21 protein-coding genes and 2 pseudogenes are annotated in these 21,409 nt (G+C 59.5%); 11 read left to right on the forward strand and 12 right to left on the reverse strand.

Annotated features, from left to right (window positions below; genetic code table 11):
* Window positions 1-80: 80 nt before the first annotated feature.
* The 3 genes from LUA85_RS16495 to LUA85_RS16505 all read right to left on the reverse strand — a co-directional run bounded on the left by LUA85_RS16495 (window position 81) and on the right by LUA85_RS16505 (window position 3,535).
* Window positions 81-1,310 (reverse strand): CmpA/NrtA family ABC transporter substrate-binding protein, encoded by a 1,230-nt coding sequence (locus tag LUA85_RS16495; RefSeq protein WP_231471428.1) that lies wholly within the window; start codon window positions 1,308-1,310, stop codon window positions 81-83.
* The gene (locus LUA85_RS16500) at window positions 1,310-1,888 is read right to left on the reverse strand and encodes an ANTAR domain-containing response regulator (protein WP_231471430.1); all 579 of its coding nucleotides are present in this window, start codon (window positions 1,886-1,888) and stop codon (window positions 1,310-1,312) included. The genes LUA85_RS16495 and LUA85_RS16500 overlap by 1 nt, the downstream gene beginning before the upstream one ends.
* A 72-nt stretch (window positions 1,889-1,960) precedes the next feature.
* The gene (locus LUA85_RS16505) at window positions 1,961-3,535 is read right to left on the reverse strand and encodes a helicase HerA-like domain-containing protein (RefSeq protein ID WP_231471432.1); all 1,575 of its coding nucleotides are present in this window, start codon (window positions 3,533-3,535) and stop codon (window positions 1,961-1,963) included.
* Between the two features lie 104 nt (window positions 3,536-3,639).
* Between LUA85_RS16505 and pabB the strand changes: the two genes are divergently transcribed.
* The 5 genes from pabB to LUA85_RS16525 are packed head-to-tail and all read left to right on the forward strand — an operon-like array spanning window position 3,640 to window position 9,104.
* Window positions 3,640-5,427 (forward strand): aminodeoxychorismate synthase component I, encoded by a 1,788-nt coding sequence (gene pabB, locus LUA85_RS16510; protein ID WP_231471434.1) that lies wholly within the window; start codon window positions 3,640-3,642, stop codon window positions 5,425-5,427.
* A gap of 1 nt (window position 5,428) precedes the next feature.
* Window positions 5,429-6,592, forward strand: coding sequence for a pyridoxal phosphate-dependent aminotransferase (locus LUA85_RS16515; protein ID WP_231471436.1), 1,164 nt, complete (start codon window positions 5,429-5,431; stop codon window positions 6,590-6,592).
* A complete protein-coding gene (locus tag LUA85_RS16520; RefSeq protein WP_231471438.1) occupies window positions 6,589-7,326 on the forward strand; it encodes an RluA family pseudouridine synthase in 738 nt (245 codons plus the stop codon). The genes LUA85_RS16515 and LUA85_RS16520 overlap by 4 nt, the downstream gene beginning before the upstream one ends.
* Window positions 7,323-7,454 (forward strand): hypothetical protein, encoded by a 132-nt coding sequence (locus LUA85_RS21630; protein ID WP_256448256.1) that lies wholly within the window; start codon window positions 7,323-7,325, stop codon window positions 7,452-7,454. Before LUA85_RS16520 ends, LUA85_RS21630 begins: the two co-directional genes overlap by 4 nt.
* 3 nt (window positions 7,455-7,457) lie before the next feature.
* Window positions 7,458-9,104 carry a recombinase family protein gene (locus LUA85_RS16525; RefSeq protein WP_231471439.1) on the forward strand — a complete coding sequence of 549 codons (1,647 nt, stop codon included), beginning with the start codon at window positions 7,458-7,460 and terminating at the stop codon, window positions 9,102-9,104.
* Window positions 9,105-9,342: 238 nt separating this feature from the next.
* On the opposite strand, the gene LUA85_RS21635 is transcribed toward LUA85_RS16525, so the two are convergent.
* The 7 genes and pseudogenes from LUA85_RS21635 to LUA85_RS16555 all read right to left on the reverse strand — a co-directional run bounded on the left by LUA85_RS21635 (window position 9,343) and on the right by LUA85_RS16555 (window position 15,288).
* On the reverse strand, window positions 9,343-9,465 hold the full coding sequence (locus LUA85_RS21635; RefSeq protein WP_256448257.1) for a hypothetical protein: 123 nt from the start codon (window positions 9,463-9,465) through the stop codon (window positions 9,343-9,345).
* Between the two features lie 61 nt (window positions 9,466-9,526).
* On the reverse strand, window positions 9,527-10,366 hold the full coding sequence (locus LUA85_RS16530) for a GIY-YIG nuclease family protein (RefSeq protein ID WP_231471441.1): 840 nt from the start codon (window positions 10,364-10,366) through the stop codon (window positions 9,527-9,529).
* Between the two features lie 145 nt (window positions 10,367-10,511).
* On the reverse strand, window positions 10,512-10,898 hold the full coding sequence (locus LUA85_RS16535) for a hypothetical protein (RefSeq protein WP_231471443.1): 387 nt from the start codon (window positions 10,896-10,898) through the stop codon (window positions 10,512-10,514).
* A 95-nt stretch (window positions 10,899-10,993) separates the two neighbouring features.
* Window positions 10,994-11,542, reverse strand: a pseudogene (locus LUA85_RS16540) (transposase); the annotation flags it as partial.
* A 67-nt stretch (window positions 11,543-11,609) separates the two neighbouring features.
* Window positions 11,610-13,139 (reverse strand): group II intron reverse transcriptase/maturase, encoded by a 1,530-nt coding sequence (ltrA, locus tag LUA85_RS16545; RefSeq protein ID WP_008828485.1) that lies wholly within the window; start codon window positions 13,137-13,139, stop codon window positions 11,610-11,612.
* A 637-nt stretch (window positions 13,140-13,776) separates the two neighbouring features.
* Window positions 13,777-14,597, reverse strand: a pseudogene (locus LUA85_RS16550) (helix-turn-helix domain-containing protein); the annotation flags it as partial.
* 52 nt (window positions 14,598-14,649) lie between these two features.
* Window positions 14,650-15,288 carry a DEAD/DEAH box helicase family protein gene (locus LUA85_RS16555; protein WP_231471445.1) on the reverse strand — a complete coding sequence of 213 codons (639 nt, stop codon included), beginning with the start codon at window positions 15,286-15,288 and terminating at the stop codon, window positions 14,650-14,652.
* Between the two features lie 263 nt (window positions 15,289-15,551).
* On the opposite strand from LUA85_RS16555, the gene LUA85_RS16560 reads away from it, so the two are divergent.
* The gene (locus LUA85_RS16560; protein ID WP_231471447.1) at window positions 15,552-15,866 is read left to right on the forward strand and encodes a hypothetical protein; all 315 of its coding nucleotides are present in this window, start codon (window positions 15,552-15,554) and stop codon (window positions 15,864-15,866) included.
* Window positions 15,867-16,036: 170 nt separating this feature from the next.
* Entirely contained in the window at window positions 16,037-16,804 is a 768-nt protein-coding gene (locus LUA85_RS16565; protein WP_231471449.1) for a hypothetical protein, read from the forward strand.
* A gap of 235 nt (window positions 16,805-17,039) precedes the next feature.
* On the opposite strand, the gene LUA85_RS16570 is transcribed toward LUA85_RS16565, so the two are convergent.
* Window positions 17,040-17,258 (reverse strand): hypothetical protein, encoded by a 219-nt coding sequence (locus LUA85_RS16570; protein ID WP_231471451.1) that lies wholly within the window; start codon window positions 17,256-17,258, stop codon window positions 17,040-17,042.
* An 83-nt stretch (window positions 17,259-17,341) separates the two neighbouring features.
* Here LUA85_RS16570 and arfB point away from each other — a divergent pair, with 83 nt between their 5' ends.
* Window positions 17,342-17,764, forward strand: a complete 423-nt coding sequence (arfB, locus tag LUA85_RS16575) for an alternative ribosome rescue aminoacyl-tRNA hydrolase ArfB (RefSeq protein WP_231471453.1) — start codon at window positions 17,342-17,344, stop codon at window positions 17,762-17,764.
* 6 nt (window positions 17,765-17,770) lie between these two features.
* Entirely contained in the window at window positions 17,771-18,130 is a 360-nt protein-coding gene (locus LUA85_RS16580; protein ID WP_256448277.1) for an aminoacyl-tRNA hydrolase, read from the forward strand.
* 68 nt (window positions 18,131-18,198) lie between these two features.
* Here the strand turns inward: LUA85_RS16580 and murA are convergent, their stop codons facing one another.
* Window positions 18,199-19,482: a UDP-N-acetylglucosamine 1-carboxyvinyltransferase gene (gene murA / locus LUA85_RS16585; protein WP_231471462.1), complete on the reverse strand. Its 1,284-nt coding sequence runs from the start codon at window positions 19,480-19,482 to the stop codon at window positions 18,199-18,201.
* Window positions 19,483-19,632: 150 nt separating this feature from the next.
* On the opposite strand from murA, the gene galU reads away from it, so the two are divergent.
* Together galU and LUA85_RS16595 are read left to right on the forward strand one after the other, a co-directional pair.
* On the forward strand, window positions 19,633-20,517 hold the full coding sequence (galU, locus tag LUA85_RS16590; protein ID WP_231471464.1) for a UTP--glucose-1-phosphate uridylyltransferase GalU: 885 nt from the start codon (window positions 19,633-19,635) through the stop codon (window positions 20,515-20,517).
* Window positions 20,518-20,662: 145 nt separating this feature from the next.
* Window positions 20,663-21,409 (forward strand): electron transfer flavoprotein subunit beta/FixA family protein, encoded by a 747-nt coding sequence (locus LUA85_RS16595; protein ID WP_231471466.1) that lies wholly within the window; start codon window positions 20,663-20,665, stop codon window positions 21,407-21,409.

Here is a 21,409-nt window from a genome sequence, read left to right on the forward strand (position 1 = left end):
GGCGGCACCGTTCGGCTTGGGCTTAAAGCTATGTGATTCGCAGGGGGTTCGGCAAGCGTTTTTTGCGCCGCAATAGAATTTTATGCTGAACGCTGGCCCTGAATGTAGCTTTCAAGCAACGCAGGGTCGAATGGTCGACCATCGAAAAAGCTGTTGTTTTCCAGTGTTATGACCCCCTGCTGCATGGACACGGAGGTCGGTCCTGCAAGGCTGCCTTCGACCTTCGAACTTGCCCCCGGCAATGGCTCGCCCGTGCCCAATAGTGCACTGCGGTAAACATCGGGCCGGAACACGCGGGCGGCCTTCCGGGCATCGGCGGGATCGAACGCAAGGCCATCCCAGCGCACCATCTGGCTGTAGAGCCACTCGGCCTGGCTGACCCACGGGAAATTCGCCGCCTCGCGGTGCTGGAACATGAAATCGGGATAGTGCAGCAAATCGCCGCCCCGATGGAGCAGGAGCCGGTCTGAAATGGCCCGGCGAATCAATGTTGCATCACCATCCAGGTAATCGGATCGCGCCAGAATCGCCGCATTGGTTTCAAGATTGGCCGGATCGACGAAGTGTTCCCCCGCCTTGCGCAAGGCCCGCACCAGCGCTTCGGCTTGGGGGCGGCGCTGCTCCATCACCGATTCGCGGAACGCCAGAACCTTCTCCACGCCGCGCCGCCATATCTGCGCTGTCGCCAGCACGATTTCGCCCGCCCCGCGCTCCACCGCCACGCTGTTCCATGGCTCGCCCACGCAGATCGCATCGACCTCACCCGATTCGAGCGCGTCGGCACAGAATGGCGGGGCCACGGTTGTGATCTCGACATCGGTATCGGGGCGAATGCCACAAGCCGCCAGCCAGTACCGCAGCATGTAATTGTGGCTGGAGTAGCGATGCACCACGCCGAATCGCAGCAAACGCCCCTGCCCCCGTTCGGCCTCGACAACAGCCTTCAGCGCAGCGCCGACCGCCGCCGGATCGCCCAACCGGCCCGGTTGCGCCACCCGGTGCGCCAGATCACCCCGCATGGTGATGGCATTGCCGTTCAGGCCCAGCACGAAAGGCACCGAAAGCGGCTGTGCCGGCCGGCCGCGCCCCAGCGTTACCGCGATAGCCAGCGGGGCCACCATGTGCGCCGCATCGGTATGACCATAGAGCAGCCGGTCGAGCACCGTCGCCCAGCTCATGTCCCTGACCAGCCGCAAGGACAGCCCTTCGGCTTCGGCAAAGCCATGTTCGCGCGCCAGAATCGGCAGGCAGGCATCGACCAGCGGCAGGAAGCCGATGGTCATTTCGCCCGTGAGTGTTTCAGGCGCCATCACTTCCCTCCCATCAACTGATGCGCGGTTACTACCGCGTCTGCGATTTCGGCAATTCGCTTGCCCTGGTTCATCGCAGCCTTTCGCAATTCGGCATAGGCCTGCGGTTCGCCAAGACCGCGGCTGTCCATCAGGATTCGCTTGGCCTTGTCGATACTGTCACGCTCGGCCAGCTTGCCCTTGGCTTCGTCCAGATCGGCCTGCAACCGGGCGAAGGCGTTGAACCGCTTGACCGCCAGATCAAGGATCGAACGGATGCGATGCGGTGCGAGGCCGTCGACAACGTAGGACGAAACGCCTGCATCGATCGATGCCCCGATGGATTCCTCGTCGCTTTCATCGACGAACATGGCAATCGGGCGGTCCAGCACACGGCTGACCGCGAAATATTCTTCAAGCACGTCACGCGAGGGGTTGCCCAGATCCATCAGCACGATATCCGGCCCGATCTCGCCGATTCGCGCCACCAGCCCGCGCCGTTCGGTAACCACGAATATCTCGCAGTCCTCGACCGTCGCAAGGCCTTCGCGGATTATCGCCGCGCGGCTGGCACTTTCATCGACAATGGCAATGCGCATGCCATCCTTTTGCGCTGCAACATCACGCGATGCAACCGGCTCCGACAGTCAGCCTCGCGGGTTGGCCAACCGTCAGCGCAGCAACCCCCCCATGATCCCGCGCGCAAACCGCCCGAAGGCTGCCCCGCCGATCGATGTGGCGATGGTGCCCACCACGGCGGTCAGACCCGATGAAACCGGCGCGGCGCGCGATTTCTTGCCGGTGATCTTCGCGGCTATCACTGCGCCTGCCGACGATGCTACCGCACCTGCCGCAGCCTTGCCCGCGCGCTCCCACATCGATGGGGACTGACGCGGGGCGGCGCGCTGCTTCTCCACGCCTTCGTCCTCCACCTGCTGCGCGGCGGCGGCGGCATCCGATGCCTTCTGCGCCAGCACTTCTGCTGCGGATTCGCGGTCCACGGCGGTATCGTACTTGCCATCGAACGGGCTGATCGATTGGATGATCGCGCGCTCCTTGGGCGTGATCGGACCCAGCCGCGAGCGCGGCGGTGATATCATCGTGCGCTGCACCACGGAGGGCGATCCATCGTCGTTCAGCGTCGAAACCAGCGCCTCACCCACGCGCAGTTCGGTAATCACCGTTTCGACATCCAGTTCCTTGTTGATACGGAACGTCTCGGCCGCCGCCCTGATCGCGCGTTGATCGCGCGGGGTGAACGCGCGCAGGGCATGCTGCACACGGTTGCCCAACTGGCCTGCGATCTTTTCGGGAATGTCGATGGGGTTCTGCGAGATGAAATAGACGCCCACGCCCTTAGAACGGATAAGCCGCACGACCTGCTCCACCTTGTCCATCAACGCATCGGGCGCATCGTCAAACAGCAGGTGCGCTTCATCGAAGAAGAACACCAGGCACGGCTTTTCCGGGTCCCCCACTTCGGGCAGGGCCTCGAACAGTTCGGACAGCAGCCACAGCAGGAACGTGGCGTAAAGCTTGGGGCTTTGCATCAGCTTGTCGGCCACAAGCACATTCACCATGCCACGCCCCTGATCGTCCGTTTTCAGGAAATCGTTGATCTCGAAAGCAGGCTCCCCGAAAAAGCGGTCCGCGCCCTGGCTTTCGAACGCCAGCAACTGGCGCTGGATCGTGCCGACACTGGCCTTCGAGACATTGCCGTACTTGCCCGAAAGTTCGCTGGCGTTTTCGGCGCAGTTCATCAGCACCGATTGCAGATCGGGCAAATCGATCAGCAGCAGTCCGTTATCGTCGGCATAACGGAAAGCGATGTTCAGCACGCCTTCCTGCGTATCATTCAGGCCCATCAACCGCGCCAGCAGCAGCGGCCCCATCTCCGAAATCGTTGTGCGGATCGGATGGCCGCTTTCCCCGTACAAGTCCCAGAACACCGCCGGATTATCGGCATAGGCATAGTCGGTGATGCCCAGTTCCTTCGCCCGCGCTTCAAGGCTGGCGGCATGTTTGAACGTGGGGCTGCCCGGCATCGAAATGCCTGAAAGATCGCCTTTCACATCGGCCATGAACACGGGCACGCCGCGATTGGAGAATTGTTCGGCAATGCCCTGCAACGTCACCGTCTTGCCGGTGCCGGTCGCCCCTGCGATCAATCCGTGGCGGTTGGCGCGGCCAAGGCGCAGCACTTGCCGTTCGCCATTCGAAGCCAACCCAAGGTAAATGTCGTCCATACCGCTTGTCCCATCCGTTTGTTCGGTGATTAAGGCGCACATCAGCCACATGCGAGGGGTTTTTGCATCCGTTGCGGGGAACGGCTAGAGCGCCTTTCAAGCCCATGACCCGCGCCCCATTCATCCTCCTCGACGATGCCCGCAGCGAAGGGGCAAGCGACGCCCGGCTTTATGAGCAGCCGCTGGAGATCGTCGTTGCCCGCCGCCCTGACGAGGTTGAGGCCGCGCTTGAACGTATTGCGGCAACGCCCGGCGATTGGGCGGGATACCTCGCCTATGAAGCAGGTCTCGCGCTCGAACCGCGCCTGGCACCGCTGGCGGATGATCGTACTGGCGCGGCTGGCCCGCTGGTGTGGTTCGCGCGATTCGGCAAAGTCACCCGCATGCCCAGCGCCGAGGTGGAGCGCTGGCTGGCGCGCGAGGCCAGCGGGCCGGGCAGGCTTGGTCCCATGGGCGCAGCGCTTTCCGCAGGCGGTTATGCGCGCGCCTTCAACCTTGTGCAGGACGCGATCCGCGCGGGCGACATCTACCAGGCCAATCTCACCTTTCCGCTTTCGGGCACATGGGACGGTGATCCGCTGGCGATCTATGCCGATGTGCGCGCCGATGCGCGCGCGGGGTATGGCGGGGTGATCTGGGATGGCGCGCACTGGCACCTGTCGTTCTCGCCCGAACTGTTCTTCAAGCTGACGGGCGGTGAAGCGCGTGTCCGCCCGATGAAGGGCACCGCCCCGCGCGGCGGAACACCGCAGGAGGACGAACGGTTCAAGGCCGATCTTGCCGCCAGCGTCAAGGATCGCGCCGAAAACCTGATGATCGTCGATCTGATGCGCAACGATCTGTCGCGCGTGTCACAGGCAGGCTCGGTCAAGGTTGAGGCACCGTTCGCCATCGAAACCTACCCCACCGTCCACCAGATGGTAACGACCGTGAATGCGCGGCTTTCTCCGGGCAAGGACGTCCGCAGCCTGCTCAGCGCGATCTTCCCGTGCGGATCGATCACCGGCGCGCCCAAGATCCGCGCAATGGAGATCATCCACCAAGCGGAACGCGATGCGCGCGGGGCGTATTGCGGCTCGATCGGGCGGATAGCCCCCTCTGGCGATGCAGCGTTCAATGTGGCAATCCGCACCGTGCGCCTCAGCAGCGATCATCCGGGGGCTTCAGGGGGCCGCGCGGTCATGGGTGTCGGCTCGGCGGTAGTTGCCGATTCGGTCATGATCGGTGAATGGCGCGAATGCGTGGTAAAGGGGAATTTCTTGCGTCTGTCTGCCGGCCATGCCGACCTGATCGAGACGATGGCGTTCGATCCTGCCAAGGGTATCGCATTGCTCGAACTGCATCTGGAACGGATGAAGGCAAGCGCGCAGGCGCTGGGCTTCAGCTTTGATCGTCATGCGATCCGCAATGCCATTCATGCGCTGTGCTTCGATCTGGATGCACCGTCCAAAGTGCGGCTGGTCGCTTCGAAGGGTGGCGCGCATGCACTGGAGGCATCAGCCATGCCCGCACCGCTCGATGAAATCATTTGCGCAGTCCTGCCGCTGCCGGTGTCCGATGGTGATTGGCGGCTGCGCCACAAGACCACCGACCGGGGCTTTTACGAAGCGGGCCTTGCCGCCGCGAAAAAAGTCGGCGCTGGCGAGGCGCTGTTTCTGCGTGACGATGGCCTGATCACCGAAGGCACTTTCACCAACGTGTTCGTGGAACGCGGTGGCAAACTGCTCACCCCGCGCGCAGACCTTGGCCTGCTGCCGGGCGTGTTGCGCCGCAGCCTGATCGAGGCGGGCCGCGCGGTGGAAGCAGACCTCACGCTGGATGATCTGGCCGGCGGCTTCCTTGTCGGCAACGCCTTGCGCGGGCTTGTCCCGGCACGTCTGCTGGGTGCCTGATATGTTGTCAAAAGCCCTTGAGCGCATCGCACCCTCGCAAACTACCGCCATCACCGACCGCGCAATCCAGCTTCGCGCCGAAGGGCGCGATGTGATTTCGCTCTCGGTGGGCGAACCCGATTTCGCCACGCCGCCGCACGTCATCCAGGCAGCCAAGGACGCTCTGGATGCAGGCGACACCAGATACACCGCCGTCATGGGCACCGCCGCCTTGCGTGAAGCCGCCGCGCTGCACTTCAGGCGCGATCTCGGCATCGTCGTGCCACCTTCCAACGTGATCGTCAGCGCAGGCGGCAAGCAGGCGATCTTCCACGCCCTGCTGGCCACGCTCGATCCGGCAGACGAAGTGCTGATCCCGTCGCCGTGGTGGGTCAGCTACCCCGAAATCGTGCGCTTTACCGGTGCTGCCGTGGTGGACCTGCCGACCACAGCAGCAGGCGGTTTCCGCATCACGCCTGCACAGCTTGAAGCCGCGATAACGCCCGCCACCCGCTGGCTGCTGCTCAACAGCCCCGGTAACCCGACCGGCGCAACCTACCCCGCCGCTGAATTGCGCGCGCTGGGCGATGTCCTGCGCCGCCACCCGCGCGTACTGGTGATGAGCGACGATATTTACGCCCCGCTGCGCTATGACGAAGGCACTCACGCCACGCTGGCGGTCGAATGCCCGGACCTTGCGGAGCGTATCCTGACCGTTTCGGGCGTATCGAAAAGCCACGCGATGACCGGCTTCCGCATCGGCGTATCGGCTGGCCCGGCATGGCTGATCGGCGCGATGGGCCGGTTGCAGTCGCATTCCTCAGGCAATCCCGCCTCGATCAGCCAGGCCGCCGCCGTGGCCGCCTTCGAAGGCCCGCAGGAGTTTCTGCTGGACTGGCGTGAACGATTCCGCGCGCGGCGGGACCGGGTAGTCACTGCGATCAACGCGATACCCGGCCTGACGACCCCCGTGCCCGACGGCGCTTTTTATTGCATGATCGATGCCGCCCCGCTGATGGACCGCTTCGGAAACGACGAAGCGCTGTGCCTCCACCTGCTGGAAAGCGGCGTCGCGGTCGTTCCTGCCTCTGCTTTCGGCGGACGTGACGGCTTCCGCATCAGCTTTGCGGCAGACGAGGCAAAACTCGAAGAAGCGCTCCGGCGTATAGCAAAGGCCGTAGCATGATCGATTTTTCCATCCTGTTCGAAGACGGCGAAGCGCTGGTCATCGACAAGCCTGCGGGCCTCCCGCTCGACCGGCCCCGTGCCGGCGGCCCCGCGCTTGAAGATCATCTCGATGCTTTGCGCTTCGGCTTCCAGCGCGAACCGTTCCCGGTACACCGGCTCGATCGCGATACGTCGGGCTGCCTGCTGCTGGCGCGGAATCCCAAGGCACTGAAACGCTTTTCCGCCGCCTTCGAAGCGCGTGAGGTGGACAAGGTCTATCTCGGCGTCGTCGCGGGCGACGTGACGGGCGAGAGCGGCACGATCGATCTCGCCTTGTCCAAGATCAGTTCCGCCGAAAAAGGCTGGCGGATGATCCCGGCCAAAAAGGGCAAGCCCGCGATAACGCACTGGAAAGTGATTGATCGCAAGCCGGGCCTGACCATGGTCGAATTCCGTCCCGAAACCGGTCGCACACACCAGATCCGCATTCACGCGCTAGCCGGGCTTGGCTCGGCACTGCTGGGCGATCCCGTTTACGGCGATGGAACCGGCGCGCGCCGCACCATGCTCCACGCCGCAGCGCTTACCATCCAGCGCGCTGGGAAGGACCCGATCACGGCAGTTGCCCCGTTGCCGATGGATTTCGACGCCCTCGGCTTCGATGTGCCCGGCTTCGCGCGCGAAGAACTTGAGGCCTTCGCCGTCCCGGCCTGGGAAGGCCCCGACGCTGCGGAACCAGGCGAAGAGGAATGACACCCGACGACATTGTCGCCCATGCCATGACGCTGGTCGAAGAGAGCTTCATCGCTTCGGCCGGTCCGGGTGGGCAGAATGTCAACAAGGTGGCCATGTTAGTGACGGTAGCACACACCATCCATTAACGGATGCAAGCTACGGTTTTTGCGATGTTACCCGCCTACATTTACGCGCGCTTCTCGTCCCTTGAACAAGCGAAAGGGCACTCCCTCGAACGTCAGTTGGAGGAAGGCCGCGCGCACATTGAACGCAATGGGTGGAAATACAGTGAAAGCCGCGAATTGCGGGATGAAGGTCGCTCGGCATTCTCAGGCGAAAATCGCCAGCCCGGTTCCGCACTCTATGATTTCGAGCAGCAAGCCCAAACAGGAGCATTCAAGTCTGGTGTCGTTCTCGTCGTCGAGAATGTCGACCGCCTAACCCGTCAAGGATACGAGCAAGCCTTCGACCTGTTGCGCCAGCTTACACAGAACGGCGTCACTGTTGCCACGACGCAGGACAATCAGATTTATCCCGCTGGCGACCGCATCGATATGGCTAAGGTTATGATGGTCATCATCAAGGCTGAATTGGCACTTGATGAGAGCACCAAGAAGAGCAAACGCATCAAGGCAGTCTGGAAACATAAAGTAAATCAGGCAATTGCGGGGAGCGGGCAGATTGTCACTCCCAGCATTCCTGCTTGGCTCAACATCGAAAATGGGCAAATTAAGACGTCCAGCAAGCGCGTGGCCGTGTTGCGGGAAATCTACGATTGGTATTGCGCGGGCCACGGCCTGTCCGCCATCGTCAAGAAGCTCAATAGTCGGAAAGAGGCAAACTGGACCGCTGTAAGGAAGGCGCAAGCGAGTGGCTGGAATACGACATACATTCATCGCCTCCTGACCAATCGATCCGTCTTAGGCGAATTCCGTCCCTTCGCGCATAGCCGCACGCATCTGAAAGACGAATTGGCGGGAACAGTGATCCCGGATTATTTCCCTGCCGTCGTTACTGCCGAGCAATTCAACCGGGTCCAAGGCCTGCTCATTCAACGCCAGCGCACGGGCGGAAAATCGCAGCACACCCAGAAAAATTTGTTCAGCGGAATTGCGCGATGCTCAGAATGTCAGGGCGTCATGTATTACCAGAACGGGCAGAGAGTTGGCACGCCAGTTCGCCGTTCGAATGGCAAGAGCCATATCCATAGGACGGCTCGAAGTTATCTCAAGTGCAACAATGCCCGCCGAAATCACAATTGCTCGAATAAGACGGCAATCCGATATGAGGTTCTAGTCAACGCGATCCTTGACACGTTCCTGAGTGCTGTTGCGGATGATGATTTCTTCAAAACCAAGCCTGTCGTCAACCGTTTGCGTGAGGAAGTCGCTGAGCAAGAACGGCTAAAAACCTTGAAGGAAACACAGCTCAGTACGGTGGTTGAAAATTTGGTCGAGGCTCATTCTAAGGCTCTCGCGCAAAAGGCCGCGCAGCTTGAAAGAGATGTCGAGGAGCTTGACGCCGCGCTTTCCGTGTTGCGCGACAAGTTGAAGGTAGAGGAAGGCACCGCAACGCCAGAGCAGGTCGCTAAGGTTTTGAAAAATGCGCGTGAAGCCTTGGACAGCGATGATCCAGAGATTAGCTATGCGGCACGGCTCAAGGTTCACCAAGTATTCCAAGGACTATTTTCCCGCATAACGTGTTTCCCTGATGGAGAAACCGCCGCGTTCGTGGACGGGTTGGCCGTTTGGTGTTTTGATAAGGAGGGCAATATGTCGGGCGGCCAGATGATTTGATCGTCCCAGACGAAGCCCAGACAAGCCCGATCTGCTTGCGCTTGCTATCCTGACACCCCGCCCGCGCTCTTGCGCTTCAGAAGCTCTGACAGAGCAGCAAAATCCCACGCTCCCTATCTCACTAGTAGTGAGCGCAACGCTCTGGCTCAGCACCATGATCGACAGTCAGTGGAAACCCCTGTCGATTGATGGCGAATAGACGGAGGAAACGGCAGTGCGGCAAAATCTACGGGACAACTCAGGCAATCTGTTGGGATGGCGTCAGCAGGATGGGCGGCGCATCAACGGTTATACGGCTAAGGGCTTGCCAGTCGGCTGGTATGATACTGGCACCAATTTTACCTACAATATCAACGGTCATCGAGTCGGCACAGGCGATCTGCTCACCTCACTAATCGTGAGGCCATAAGGTCAGGCGCTGGTCAATTTCGGTTCAAACCCATGCCCCGGCTTTGCAACTTCCGTTTCCAAAGCTGTTCAGTCTGCACAATCTCGTCCGCACTCGCCGCCGATCCAGAAACCTCAAGGATCGTAACCTGATAATCGCTTGGCTCAGCACTTTTCAGGCCGATGTTTCCGCCGTGACCATCAGATGCGTAATTCTGCCAACGCGAGATAAAGCCTCCTTCGCGGCTTGTTGCTGATCCCACATACCATTCGCGCGTCCGTTCTGAGGTCAACAGATACACACCCCGCGCAGCGGCAAGGGCATCAATCCAGCCGCGCGGCAATGTGGGCACATCGGAAATGTTCGAAATGAAATGCGTGAAGCCCGGAAATGCTTCCTCGCGAAATTGGCGAGTCAGTTCAACAATGGCTTTCGCCTGCTTATCGGGCCTTTGAATCCAGCTTCGCGCCCCTGCGCCCCATTCGATCCACAACCTGCCTACATATTCCTGCAAGCTCGGGAGTAGCTGAAGCTCGTAGCGTTCAAGCCGCTGTCCTGCCAATTCCATGCCAGGACGATCATGCAGCGGGTCCATCCATGCGCCGGGCGAAGGTCCAGAAAATTCAGCCGAGTAGATGCCCGTAAATAAGGTGCCTCCACTCGGAGGCACGACAAAAGAGGCCCAATAGGGGCTCATCAGCTTCACGCCATTGGGCTGCGTCTGGACTGCTTGATATTCGTCGAAGGCGTCTCGTTTGTCTCGCCAAAGCAGATAAGGTGTTCGCCCGTTGGGCGCTTTCGTCTGGTGGCGAAGCAATCGGACTTCGGAAAGTTCAAATCCGGCTTTTGCCAGAAGGTCATTGAACGTCAGCATATCTGCCTTTCCGCAATCTCGATCATAGCACCAGAAAGCATAAACGGCGGTCGACCGAAAGGCCGAGCCGCCAGCTTTAGGAATGGCATCACTTTTCGTGAAACTACATCAGGCTGGATTGTCAGCCTGCCTGCGCCTGATCGCATCACGAAGCAGGCTGTTTGACCTTGCGCAGCACCTTGCGGGCGGCAATTGCCGCCTTGGCTTGGGCGTCCAGCTCACCAGCATTCACAGCTTCAATAATTGAAGCGATTACCGTGGGCAGGCCAGTGAGGTTTTCGACCTCAATAGCGTTCATGCCCTTGGCAAGTTCTAACGGCTTGCTGCCGTAGCGGATCTGGAAGAACATCTTGCCAGCCGCATCCACAAACCAGCCCTTGCGAACATGACGTGGGGCATCGACGCGGACCTTTTCGCCCGCCTCGTTGGCGCGGGTCACGCGCTTGGTGGCGCTGAACGCCGTTCCACCGATTTCAGCTTCGGCGAGTGCCTTCTGCTCGTTGAGGTAGCTGACCAGCTTGCCACGCAGCACCTGCTCAGGCGTCGGGGTCACTGTCCGTCGTCAGAACATTCGGCACAACTCGCGGCGTAAATTAGCGGAGTGCGGACCTCGTCTGGGGGTTGATGTTAGGCGGCGAGCTTGCGGTGTTGCAAGCGCCGATGTTCGATGGTCTGTCGCTTGATCCTTTCGCGCTGTTTGATGATGGCTGGAGCCCTGCCGAAGTAGGCATCGGCGGGCGTCACGTTGTTCAGGCTCTCGTGGTAACGCTGGTGGTTGTAGTACTCGACGAAGGCCTCGATTTGGGCTTCGAGGTCGCCGGGCAAAAAGTAGTTTTCCAGCAGGATGCGGTTTTTCAGGGTTTGGTGCCAGCGCTCGATCTTGCCCTGGGTTTGCGGGTGCATCGGGGCACCGCGCACGTGGCTCATCTTCCGGGCCTCAATGTATTCAGCCAATTCGCCGGCGATGTAGCTGGGGCCATTATCCGACAACAGCCTGGGCTTGTGCAGCACCGTGGCGCTGTCGCAGCCCGATGCGCCAAGGGCCAGGTCGAGCGTGTCGGTCACATCCTCGGCGCGCATGTTGGTGCACAGTTTCCAGGCGATAATGTAGCGCGAGAAGTCGTCGAGCACGGTCGACAGGTACATCCAGCCCCACCCGATGATCTTGAGTGGAGTAGGAAGCGCATAAGCGCTTCCCCTCCCCGAACCGTACGTGCACCTTTCAGCGCATACGGCTCTCTATTCAACCTTGGTCCAAGGCCATGGCGACATCACGATAGCGGGAGGTGACGGTGTTTCGGAGCTCGTCCCGATAGATGTAGGGATTTCGCTCCGGATTCCGCCACCGGAACTGCATCTTCTGGCTTGTGACCAGTCGTCGCAGCGCCTTGCCGACGGCATTGCCCTGATTGCTTCGACCGTAGACCAGCCACGTCTTCGATTGGCCGGTTTCCGGCATGCGGTACCATTTACGCATCAAAGGCTTGATACGGGACCGGTACTTCTGCGCCAACCAGTGCGCCATTTTCCAGAACACGACGGTGTCGATGCGCCGGAATGTGCGCGCCGTGAAGTCGGTGAACCTGTAGAACGCAGCCCATCCCGCCAGCTGGCGGTTCAGACCGTCGATCATGTCCACCGCGGCAACCTCATGATTGCCGGAGAGAGCCTCGACCAATCGGCGAGCGAAGGTCTTGGCCTTCTCCTTGGGTATCGTTGAGACCACGGACATGCGTCCGCTCGATCCCCGCCTGCGGATAATCCGGTGCCCGAGGAACACGAACCCGTCGTCGACGTGGGTGATATGGCTCTTGTCCATATTCAACGTCAGCTTCAGGTCGTCTTCCAGAAAGGCCCGGCATTCCTCGCGGATGGCCTCGGCATGTGCCTTGGTGCCCTTGACGATGACAACGAAGTCATCGGCGTAACGGCAGTAGGCGACAGCAGGTTTCCATTGCCGGTTCTCGCGAACCGTGATGGGGCGCCCCTGCTGGATGCCGAAGTTCCATGCCCAGCGATCCTTTCGCGCCTTGTCGCTCAGGTATTTCGCCTCCAGCCACGCATCAAACTCATGGAGCATGATGTTGGACAGGAGCGGCGACAGCACGCCGCCTTGCGGTACACCTTCGCTTGAGGCGACGAACAGGCCACGGTCGACGTGGCCCGCCTTCAGGAATCGCCAGAGCAGATCAACAAACCGATCATCCCGGATTCGCCGCCGAACGCAGCGAAGCAGAAGCCGGTGGTGGACCGTATCGAAGTAGCTCGCCAGATCACCTTCGATGATCCAGCGGCCCCGCGCTCCGGCACCACTATCCTGCAACTGTATCTTCACGGTCCGGACAGCGTGATGCACGCTGCGTTCCGGCCTGAAGCCGTAGGAGAGGCGATGGAAGTCGCTTTCCCAGATCGGCTCCATGGCCATCAGCATCGCGCGCTGGACGATGCGGTCTTTCAGGGTCGGGATACCAAGTGGTCGTTTCTTGCCATTGGCTTTCGGGATATAGATTCGCCTGACCGGCTGCGGGTGATAACTCCCCGTCAGCAAGTCCGTTCGCAGACTGGCCAGCTGTTCTGCCAGTACGGCCTGCATCCGTCGCTTGTCCATTCCGTCGATGCCCGGCGTATTGGCGCCACTCGACGCCAGCACGATCCGAGCCGCCTCGGCAAGCCACGCCCGATCGGCAATGAGCCGGAGAAGGCGATCGAACTTGCGGTTCTGGTCGCTCTCGGCCCACGTCGCGAGCTTGTGCTGCATTTCGCTGATTATCAAAGGTCTTCACCTCGTTTGGTCAGGTAGTTTGCACTTCAAGCTGATTGAACTGTCCCCCTTCGCCATGTGACAGGCTTTCCCTGTCGCGGACTACTACGGGGACTCCGCCAGCACGGTGGACATCGGGGCCAACTCCCTTGGCATTCCATCATGCCTTCCCTCGTTCATATGCTGGACTTTCGCGCGCTGGGGAGGCTGCCGGTCGCAGTCCTTGTCCTTGCGTCCCGCAAGTCGATGCCGATGCCATGGCCTGGCTGCATTCTCTCCATGGCTCCATGCGGACGGGCTACATTTCCGGCCACATTCGGATGTCGCCGACATACGTCTCCGGCGCCATCATCAGCATTCCGCCTGTTAAGCCGTGTAGGCGAAGGCGACATTTCAGCCCTCGGATGCGGATTAACCGGTTCGTGTTCCTCAACCTTCCAGCGCTACAGCCTCGGGGACCATCTCGGCGTAACGGCTTCGCCTCAATCCCCTTTACCTGCGGGCTACGTCACCCTGCCAGTTGACGGCAGGTCACCGCCGCTTGGGCTCATGCCCCCTCACAGCAGAGGGCAAGGCATTCGTTCAGTTCCTCCTTTCTCCTTTGCATTCCAGTCATATGCACCCCGGACCATCCGGGACGAGGCGCACAGTAGGTAAAATCAGTCTGCCACATCTCGTTTACCCGCGTGGTCTTGGTGTGGAACTGATCGGCGGCCTTGATCACGACATAGGCCGGGCTGGTGATCAGATCGTGGGCCTTCAACAGACGGTAAACCGTGGCTTCCGACACGAAGTAGCGCCTCTCATCGGTAAAACGCACCGCCAGTTCCCGGGGGCTTAGCTCGGACTGCCCCAGCGCCAGCTCGATGATCTGATCATGGATGTCAGGCGGGATCCGGTTCCACACCCGGCTCGGTGTCGATGGCCGATCCTCCAGCGCCTCCGGGCCGCCTTCGAGGAACCGGTCGTACCAGCGGTAGAAGGTCCGACGGGCAATGCCGAGCTCGTCCAACGTGTGCTTGGCTGGTAGGTGCGATTGCTCGACGATCCGGATGATCTCGAGCTTCTCCGATGCTGGATACCTCATTCGTCGTCGCCCCCATCCGCGATCATACTTTTTTTGAGCAGACGGTTTTCGAGCGTCAGGTCGGCAACGCATTCCTTCAGGGCACGGGCTTCGCGGCGCAGGTCCTGCACCTCGCCGGTGGTTGCGGCACGGGCAGTGTCGCCAGCCAGGCGACGCTTGCCCGCTTCCATGAACTCCTTCGACCAGGTGTAATACAGGCTTTGGGCGATGCCTTCCTTGCGGCACAGCTCGGCAATGCTGTCCTCGCCGCGCAGGCCATCCAGCACGATCCTGATCTTGTCTTCGGCCGAGAAGTGCCGACGGGTCTGCCGCCGGATGTCCTTCACCACCCGCTCGGCAGGGGCCTTCATCGGCGATTTTTTTAAGGAGTGTTGGGGCTTCATCTTCGTTCCTTCGTCACTACGACGAAGCCCCAACACTCCTTAAATCACAACCTCAAATCTGTGCCATTGGTGCTGACGGGGAACACAGGGCGTTGTATTCCGCCGTCTCAACCATCACTGTACGATTGTCATCGAGCAGATGCGTTGCAATTTCGCCAAACAGGCCAAGAAGCTGATCGCCGGTTTTGTTGACCCGCAACGCTTCCATCTGAGATTTGAAGCCCTCGCGGATTTTCACCGCCGCAACGTTGCCCGTAATCGCTTCCAATTTGAGCAAGTCCGTCAGGTGGCTGTGCGTCTTGGCCACTTTGAGTGAAACATTTTGGAAGACGGCAGGAATCTCATCGACGAACAAGTCCCAGTGGACGCGGTATGCATTGGGCAGCCGCTTCAACGCCTCGTGCGTGATGAGCAGGATTTGCCCGCCGTGCGGGTCTGCATGCTTCATATACTCCATGATCTCTGGCGTTACGGCTTTGCCATCACCTGCATTGTAGATGGATTGAGCAGGCACATCAGGGAATTGGGTTTGTATTTCCGCGAGAGTTTGAAGAATAAGCGCTTTGGTAGGTTGGGCAATCAGTACCTTGGCCTTTTGCGTCTTCACTAGAGTGGCCGCATGGCCGACAAGCTGGTGAATTTTGCCAGAACCCGCACCAGCACTAACATAATATACTGTTGCGGCCGTCATTGAGTTTTTACCATACTTAAGATTGAACGGAATGTTGCGGCGGCATTATTGCGGTATTGGGGATTTGTTACGATAAGTATCTAAGATATAGTGTTTAGTAACAAAAGAAGCTGAGGAATTTATTAAAAACGAGGCAGGTGAAGTTCAAAATGCCCGCGGCAGCGAGGCGTTTTGTGCTTTTCTGTCGCGTTTTTATGGGGTTGCGAACTGACTGGCGCAGCAAGGCAGTTGAGCAAAGCCATTGGTAATTCACGAAATATGGCTTGAAATTATATGGCATCAACGCGCATTTGGCGGCAAATTACCCCAATTTGCAGCACCTTCACATGTCTTCCGCTGCGCTGCGCTTGCAGAAGACAGCTTCCCGCGCGCAAGGCATGATGTTTGGCAAGCCCAACATCACGCACAGGCGCTTGCGGTCAGCAATTCCAAGGCTTCAATGGGAACTGATTGGGCTGCGCGACAGCGCTTTACCGTTGAGTGCCGCCGTAACAGCGAAACCTCTCCTTAACGTTGGCCGCATAATCTGTTCGTCCGCGCCGATCACTATAGTGGTGGCCGTCGCGGTCGCTCTTTGAAAGCTCAGGAACTCCAACGCGAGAGCAAGCAGCGCGTTCGAAAATGCGTCGTCCACCCACAGGCATCAAGCCTTGGTGGGGGACGCAGGAAGAACAGGCGTTGCCACACCGCAGGGTCAAACCTGCATCGCCAGTGGCAGCGCTGTAACGCTCAAACAGAGGAGAAACCTATGAGCATTGAAAACGTGAAGAATACCTTGTTAAATCTCGTCTCTCAATTCACCACGCGAGTGGATGTTGATGAGCAGACGATAAGAAGCCTTGAAACCGAAAGGAATCGGGTGACTTGGGCACAAATTCAGGAGGCGTATGGCATTGCCCAGCGCATGTTGGATACAAGCAACCTGACTGCCTACGACGCGATCCTCACGGATTGCAAAATCCCCAAGGCGACTGAAAAAAGCAATCGTTGGTTGCCCGTCGTGAAGCTGCTGTATGGCCGTTGGAACTCCGCAAGGAGCGAATTCGTTCTAAACCGCAGTGCTGAAAAGTATGCCTGTGCATTCAGGTATTTCGAGACCAACGGTATCCCCACGAGCAGCGTTGCCGAGCACATTGAAGGGTTTAACCACCCTGTGCATGGCGGGCATCTGAAAGGGATTGAAGAATTGGACCGGAAAACAAACGGCAGGGCCAAGGACGATGTGAAGCTTGACCGTCTCAAGCGGGCAGGTCTTAGCCGCGTTAACCCTGACGTTGTCCGCATCAAGCGGCCTGACTGCGTGCCTGCTGGCAAGCAGAACGGTTTCCTTTGGTTTGAAACGGAAGGCGACGAGATTGTCGTGCTGGGTTACGATGACATCAAGCCCCAGCAACTCGATCAACTCGCGCTCCGCAAGGGGCGTAAAATCGAGGCTGCCAAGCGCAAGAAAGCGGACGACGAAGTCGATGCTATCGCAAGCGGGGGCAGCGCTAATGAGGTATCTCAGGACGCTTAAGAGCGCAAAGGGGGTGGGGACAGCAATGTCACCATCCCCTTTTTTCGTGGCCTCACTCTTAGTGAAATTTGCCTTCACCGAACTTGTTGGTCAGGCATTATCTACATAGTAAATCAGGATAAATTGTGTGGCCGCGCATCGTTGTGGCTTCCCACTGTTCTGGTCGACATTGTTGAAAAATGCCGTAGACATTAACAATGGAGGTCTGACCTCCAGACGGAAAGCAGATCGAAGATCAGTTAGATCGTTGTTGCAACGTCCCTGAATAGGAAATACGCCTTGCGCGCTCCGCTTCCTTCCGCTGCTTCTGTTGATCCTTGACTGATTGCAACGCCTGCTTGGCAGTATCGACCTGACGTTTTTTGGCAGCCACCATGGATTGCTCTGGCGTCATGGGTTTCTTGGGCTTGCGCGGTTTTCGCGGCTTGTCGGTGGCGAATTCATAAAATCTCATATTGTATTTATGCCATCGCTTCGGCCGGTTCGAACGTAGCTCTGAAAGTTGGCAGGACTTCTAATCCTGCGTATCGTAGCCTCATGGCCCGTATACCGATCACACGCTCGATAAGCATTGATGAAGCAGAGCTTCAGGAAAGTTCGACGCGTTCGTCTGGGCCAGGTGGGCAGCACGTCAACACTACGGATAGCGCCGTCATTCTTCGCTTTGATGTGGCAAAATCGCCATCGTTGCCTGATGCTGTTAAGCTGCGGTTGAGCAAACTTGCAGGATCGCGGATGACTTCAGATGGCGTCTTGATCCTACGCAGTGAAGGGTCACGCAGCCAGCTAACAAATCGTCAAGACGTCCGCGAGCGGCTTGTTGCGATGATCGTCGAAGCGACGTTCGTTCCTCGCGCTCGCAAAGCAACAAAGCCCACCAAAGGATCGCAAAAGCGAAGGGTTGAGGGAAAACTGCGGCGCTCAGATGTTAAATCAGGGCGCGGTAAATGGCGCGAATAAACGCTTATATTTCAATGGTATAAAAATAGTGCTACTATTACAGACATGGCAACCGCCGTCCAGATCAGGCTCGATGTGTTCGCGCTGCGTCTGACGCCGCCGGTGTTTGAACGGCTTAAGGAACTGGCGGGCAGCAAGTTTACCGCCAGGGGCGAAATCGTGATGACTGCACGCAGCTACCGCACGCAGGAGCAGAACCGTGAAGACGCGCGCAAACGCCTGTCCGAATTGCTGCGCGATGCGATGAACCTGCCCGCCAAACGCGCCAAAACGCGCCTCAACCGCGTGGGCAAGATGCAACGGCTTGAAGGCAAGAAGATACGCAGCACGATCAAGGCCGGACGCGGCAAGGTGCGGCTGGATTAGGGAAGGCTAACTACCCGCTCCATTACCGATTCCACCTTGTTGTTCCCCTTCGTGGCCATTCCCCATAATCAATCCCCGCCGACGCGCTCGATCTCCGCACCCAGCAATTGCAGCTTTTCTTCCAGTCGCTCGTAACCGCGATCAAGGTGATACAGGCGGTGGACCTGCGTCTCACCCTCGGCGGCAAGGCCTGCAATCACCAGGCTCATCGAAGCGCGCAAGTCGGTGGCCATCACTTCGGCCCCGGTCAGCCCGTCAACGCCATGAACCACGGCGGTACGGCCCTTGGTCTCGATTCGCGCGCCCATGCGATTGAGTTCGGGCACATGCATGTAGCGGTTTTCGAAGATCGTCTCGGTCAGTACCGATGATCCCTTGGCCAGACACAGCATCGCCATCAATTGCGCCTGCATGTCGGTGGCAAAGCCGGGGTAAGGCGCGGTCGAAAGCGTAATCGGCTTGATCGGTCCATCGGCGGCAACATGGATCCCACCCTTGCGCGGCTCCACGTGGACACCGGCATCGCGCAATGCTTGTACCGTCGCTTCCATGTCTTCGATCCTGGCGCCCTGCAACATCACATCGCCGCCGGTAATCGCGGCAGCGCAGGCATATGAGCCTGCCTCGATCCGATCGGGCATGACCATATAGGTCGCGCCATGCAGGCGATCGACACCGTGAATGGTCAGGTCCGATGTGCCGATGCCCTCGATCTGTGCGCCCATCGCCACCAGCATGTTGCACAAGTCAACGATTTCCGGCTCGCGCGCGGCGTTGTGCAGCGTCGACTTGCCCTTGCACAGAACGGCGGTCATCAGCGCGTTCTCCGTCGCGCCGACAGACACCACCGGGAACGAATACCGCCCGCCCGGAAGCCCCCCGTCGGGCGCAATCGCGCGGACATAGCCTGCCGCCAGTTCTATCGTCGCGCCCAGCGCTTCCAACGCTTTCAGATGAAGGTCGATCGGGCGATTGCCGATGGCGCAGCCGCCGGGCAAGGACACCGTCGCCTCGCCCGCGCGCGCCAGCATCGGGCCGAGCACGAGGATCGATGCGCGCATCTTGCGGACAAGGTCATAGGGTGCCACGGTCGACGTCAGACGCGTCGCCTGCAGCGTCATCACCCTGCCGAAATCTTCAGGCCGGGCGCCCGCGATCGAAGTGGAAATGCCGAACTGGTTGAGCAGGTGCTGGAAACCGTCGATGTCGGCCAGGCGCGGCAGGTTGCGCAAGGTCAGCGGTTCATCCGTCAACAGTGCGCAAGGCAGGAGAGTAAGTGCGGAATTCTTTGCGCCGGATACTGGCACAGTGCCCGAAAGGCGCTTTCCGCCGCGGATTATGATCTTGTCCATTTTTGTCGTTTAACCGGTTTGTCTTCGTGTGCAAGTATGCGACGCAGACTTCCGCACGTCAGAATGCACGCCCTCCGGCATTGACTTTTCCCGCCAGGAATTGTGCAGTGCATCATGAGAGTGCAACAACACTTGGGTAAAAGAAGATCGATGTCTGGAAACACTCCGCGCAAGCCCATCCGCAAAGCCGTTTTTCCCGTGGCGGGCCTCGGCACACGCTTTCTGCCGGCCACCAAGGCGATTCCCAAGGAGATGCTGCCGGTCATCGACCGTCCGCTGATCCAGTATGCGGTGGATGAAGCGCGCGAAGCAGGCATCGAACAGCTGATCTTCGTAACCGGCCGCGGCAAGACTTCGATTGTGGAGCATTTCGATACGGCGTTCGAGCTGGAACATACCATGAGCAGCCGTGGCAAGAATCTCGACGTTCTTGAACCCACCCGCATCCAGCCCGGCAATCTGGTGACTGTGCGCCAGCAGGTCCCTATGGGACTGGGTCATGCCATCTGGTGCGCCCGCGCGGTCGTCGGCGATGAACCTTTCGCGATCATGCTGCCGGACGAGATGATGGTCGGCAATCCCGGCTGCATGAAGCAGATGGTCGAAGCGTACAATGACATCGGCGGCAACCTGATCTCAGTTCTCGAAGTGCCGGAAGAAGAAGTGTCGAGCTATGGCGTGATTGCACCGGGCGCGCGCATTTCCGAAAGCCTGACCGAAGTCACCGCGCTCGTCGAAAAGCCCAAGCGCGAAGATGCGCCGTCGAACCTGATCATCTCTGGCCGCTATATCCTCCAGCCCGAAGTCATGCGTCTGCTGGAAGGCCAGGAAAAGGGTGCCGGTGGCGAAATCCAGTTGACCGACGCGATGGCGCGGATGATCGGCCAGCAGCCGTTCCACGCCGTCACTTTCGCCGGTCGCCGCTTCGATTGCGGCAGCAAGACCGGGTTCGTCGAAGCGACCCTGGCGCTGGCACTTGAACGCCCCGACATGGCCGACGACGTTCGCGCGATCATGCAGCGCCTGCTCGCCTGATTGCGAATGTGCTGTCCAAAGCTGCAAAGCTGCGCTTTGCAGCTTTGCAATTTTACCATGGACAGCTTCGCAAAACCGCGCCATCGGCGAAAGCACGAGAGATGTGCTGCATCCATCACCTAATTCAATGTCAGGAGCGGAAGCCATGAAAGCCCTGGTCTGCGTTAAGCGCGTGATTGACTACAACGTGAAACCGCGTGTGAAGAGCGATGGAACGGGTGTTGATCTTGCGAACGTCAAGATGAGCATGAACCCGTTTGACGAGATTGCGGTCGAAGAAGCCATTCGCCTGAAAGAGAAGGGCGTTGTGACCGAGATCGTGGCAGTTTCGGTGGGTCCTCAAAAGGCGCAGGAGACGTTGCGCACGGCGCTGGCGATGGGCGCGGACCGGGCGATCCTGGTGATGAGCGACGATGAGGTCGAGCCTTTGGCGGTGGCCAAGATCATTGCGGGCATTGCAGGGGAAGAGGCTCCGGGCCTGATTGTGACGGGCAAGCAGGCGATCGACGACGACTCGAACCAGGTCGGCCAGATGGTCGCCGCGCTGCTGGGCCGTCCGCAGGGCACTTTTGCCAACGAAGTTTCGGTCGAAGGTGACGCCGTTGTCGTCAAGCGCGAGATCGACGGCGGTTTGCAGACCGTGCGTCTGGCGCTGCCTGCCGTGGTCACCACCGACTTGCGCCTGAACGAGCCGCGCTATGCCTCGCTGCCCAACATCATGAAGGCCAAGTCCAAGCCGCTGGCGAACAAGACCCCGGCCGATTACGGCGTGGACGTGGCGCCGCGGCTCAAGACGCTCAAGGTCACCGAACCGCCGGTGCGCAGCGCCGGGATCAAGGTGCCCGATGTCGACACGCTCGTCGCCAAGCTCAAGGAAATGGGAGTAGCCTGA

Source organism: Novosphingobium sp. CECT 9465 (genome assembly GCF_920987055.1).
In the GTDB taxonomy this organism is placed as follows: domain Bacteria; phylum Pseudomonadota; class Alphaproteobacteria; order Sphingomonadales; family Sphingomonadaceae; genus Novosphingobium.

Coding starts and splice junctions, on each gene's coding strand:
- LUA85_RS16495 (WP_231471428.1), bottom strand. CDS start 1,310: ATGGCGCCTGAAACACTCACGGGCGAAATGACCATCGGCTTCCTGCCG.
- LUA85_RS16500 (WP_231471430.1), bottom strand. CDS start 1,888: ATGCGCATTGCCATTGTCGATGAAAGTGCCAGCCGCGCGGCGATAATC.
- LUA85_RS16505 (WP_231471432.1), bottom strand. CDS start 3,535: ATGGACGACATTTACCTTGGGTTGGCTTCGAATGGCGAACGGCAAGTG.
- pabB (WP_231471434.1), top strand. CDS start 3,640: ATGACCCGCGCCCCATTCATCCTCCTCGACGATGCCCGCAGCGAAGGG.
- LUA85_RS16515 (WP_231471436.1), top strand. CDS start 5,429: ATGTTGTCAAAAGCCCTTGAGCGCATCGCACCCTCGCAAACTACCGCC.
- LUA85_RS16520 (WP_231471438.1), top strand. CDS start 6,589: ATGATCGATTTTTCCATCCTGTTCGAAGACGGCGAAGCGCTGGTCATC.
- LUA85_RS21630 (WP_256448256.1), top strand. CDS start 7,323: ATGACACCCGACGACATTGTCGCCCATGCCATGACGCTGGTCGAAGAG.
- LUA85_RS16525 (WP_231471439.1), top strand. CDS start 7,458: ATGCAAGCTACGGTTTTTGCGATGTTACCCGCCTACATTTACGCGCGC.
- LUA85_RS21635 (WP_256448257.1), bottom strand. CDS start 9,465: ATGACCGTTGATATTGTAGGTAAAATTGGTGCCAGTATCATACCAGCC.
- LUA85_RS16530 (WP_231471441.1), bottom strand. CDS start 10,366: ATGCTGACGTTCAATGACCTTCTGGCAAAAGCCGGATTTGAACTTTCC.
- LUA85_RS16555 (WP_231471445.1), bottom strand. CDS start 15,288: ATGACGGCCGCAACAGTATATTATGTTAGTGCTGGTGCGGGTTCTGGC.
- LUA85_RS16565 (WP_231471449.1), top strand. CDS start 16,037: ATGAGCATTGAAAACGTGAAGAATACCTTGTTAAATCTCGTCTCTCAA.
- LUA85_RS16570 (WP_231471451.1), bottom strand. CDS start 17,258: ATGAGATTTTATGAATTCGCCACCGACAAGCCGCGAAAACCGCGCAAG.
- arfB (WP_231471453.1), top strand. CDS start 17,342: ATGGCCCGTATACCGATCACACGCTCGATAAGCATTGATGAAGCAGAG.
- murA (WP_231471462.1), bottom strand. CDS start 19,482: ATGGACAAGATCATAATCCGCGGCGGAAAGCGCCTTTCGGGCACTGTG.
- galU (WP_231471464.1), top strand. CDS start 19,633: ATGTCTGGAAACACTCCGCGCAAGCCCATCCGCAAAGCCGTTTTTCCC.
- LUA85_RS16595 (WP_231471466.1), top strand. CDS start 20,663: ATGAAAGCCCTGGTCTGCGTTAAGCGCGTGATTGACTACAACGTGAAA.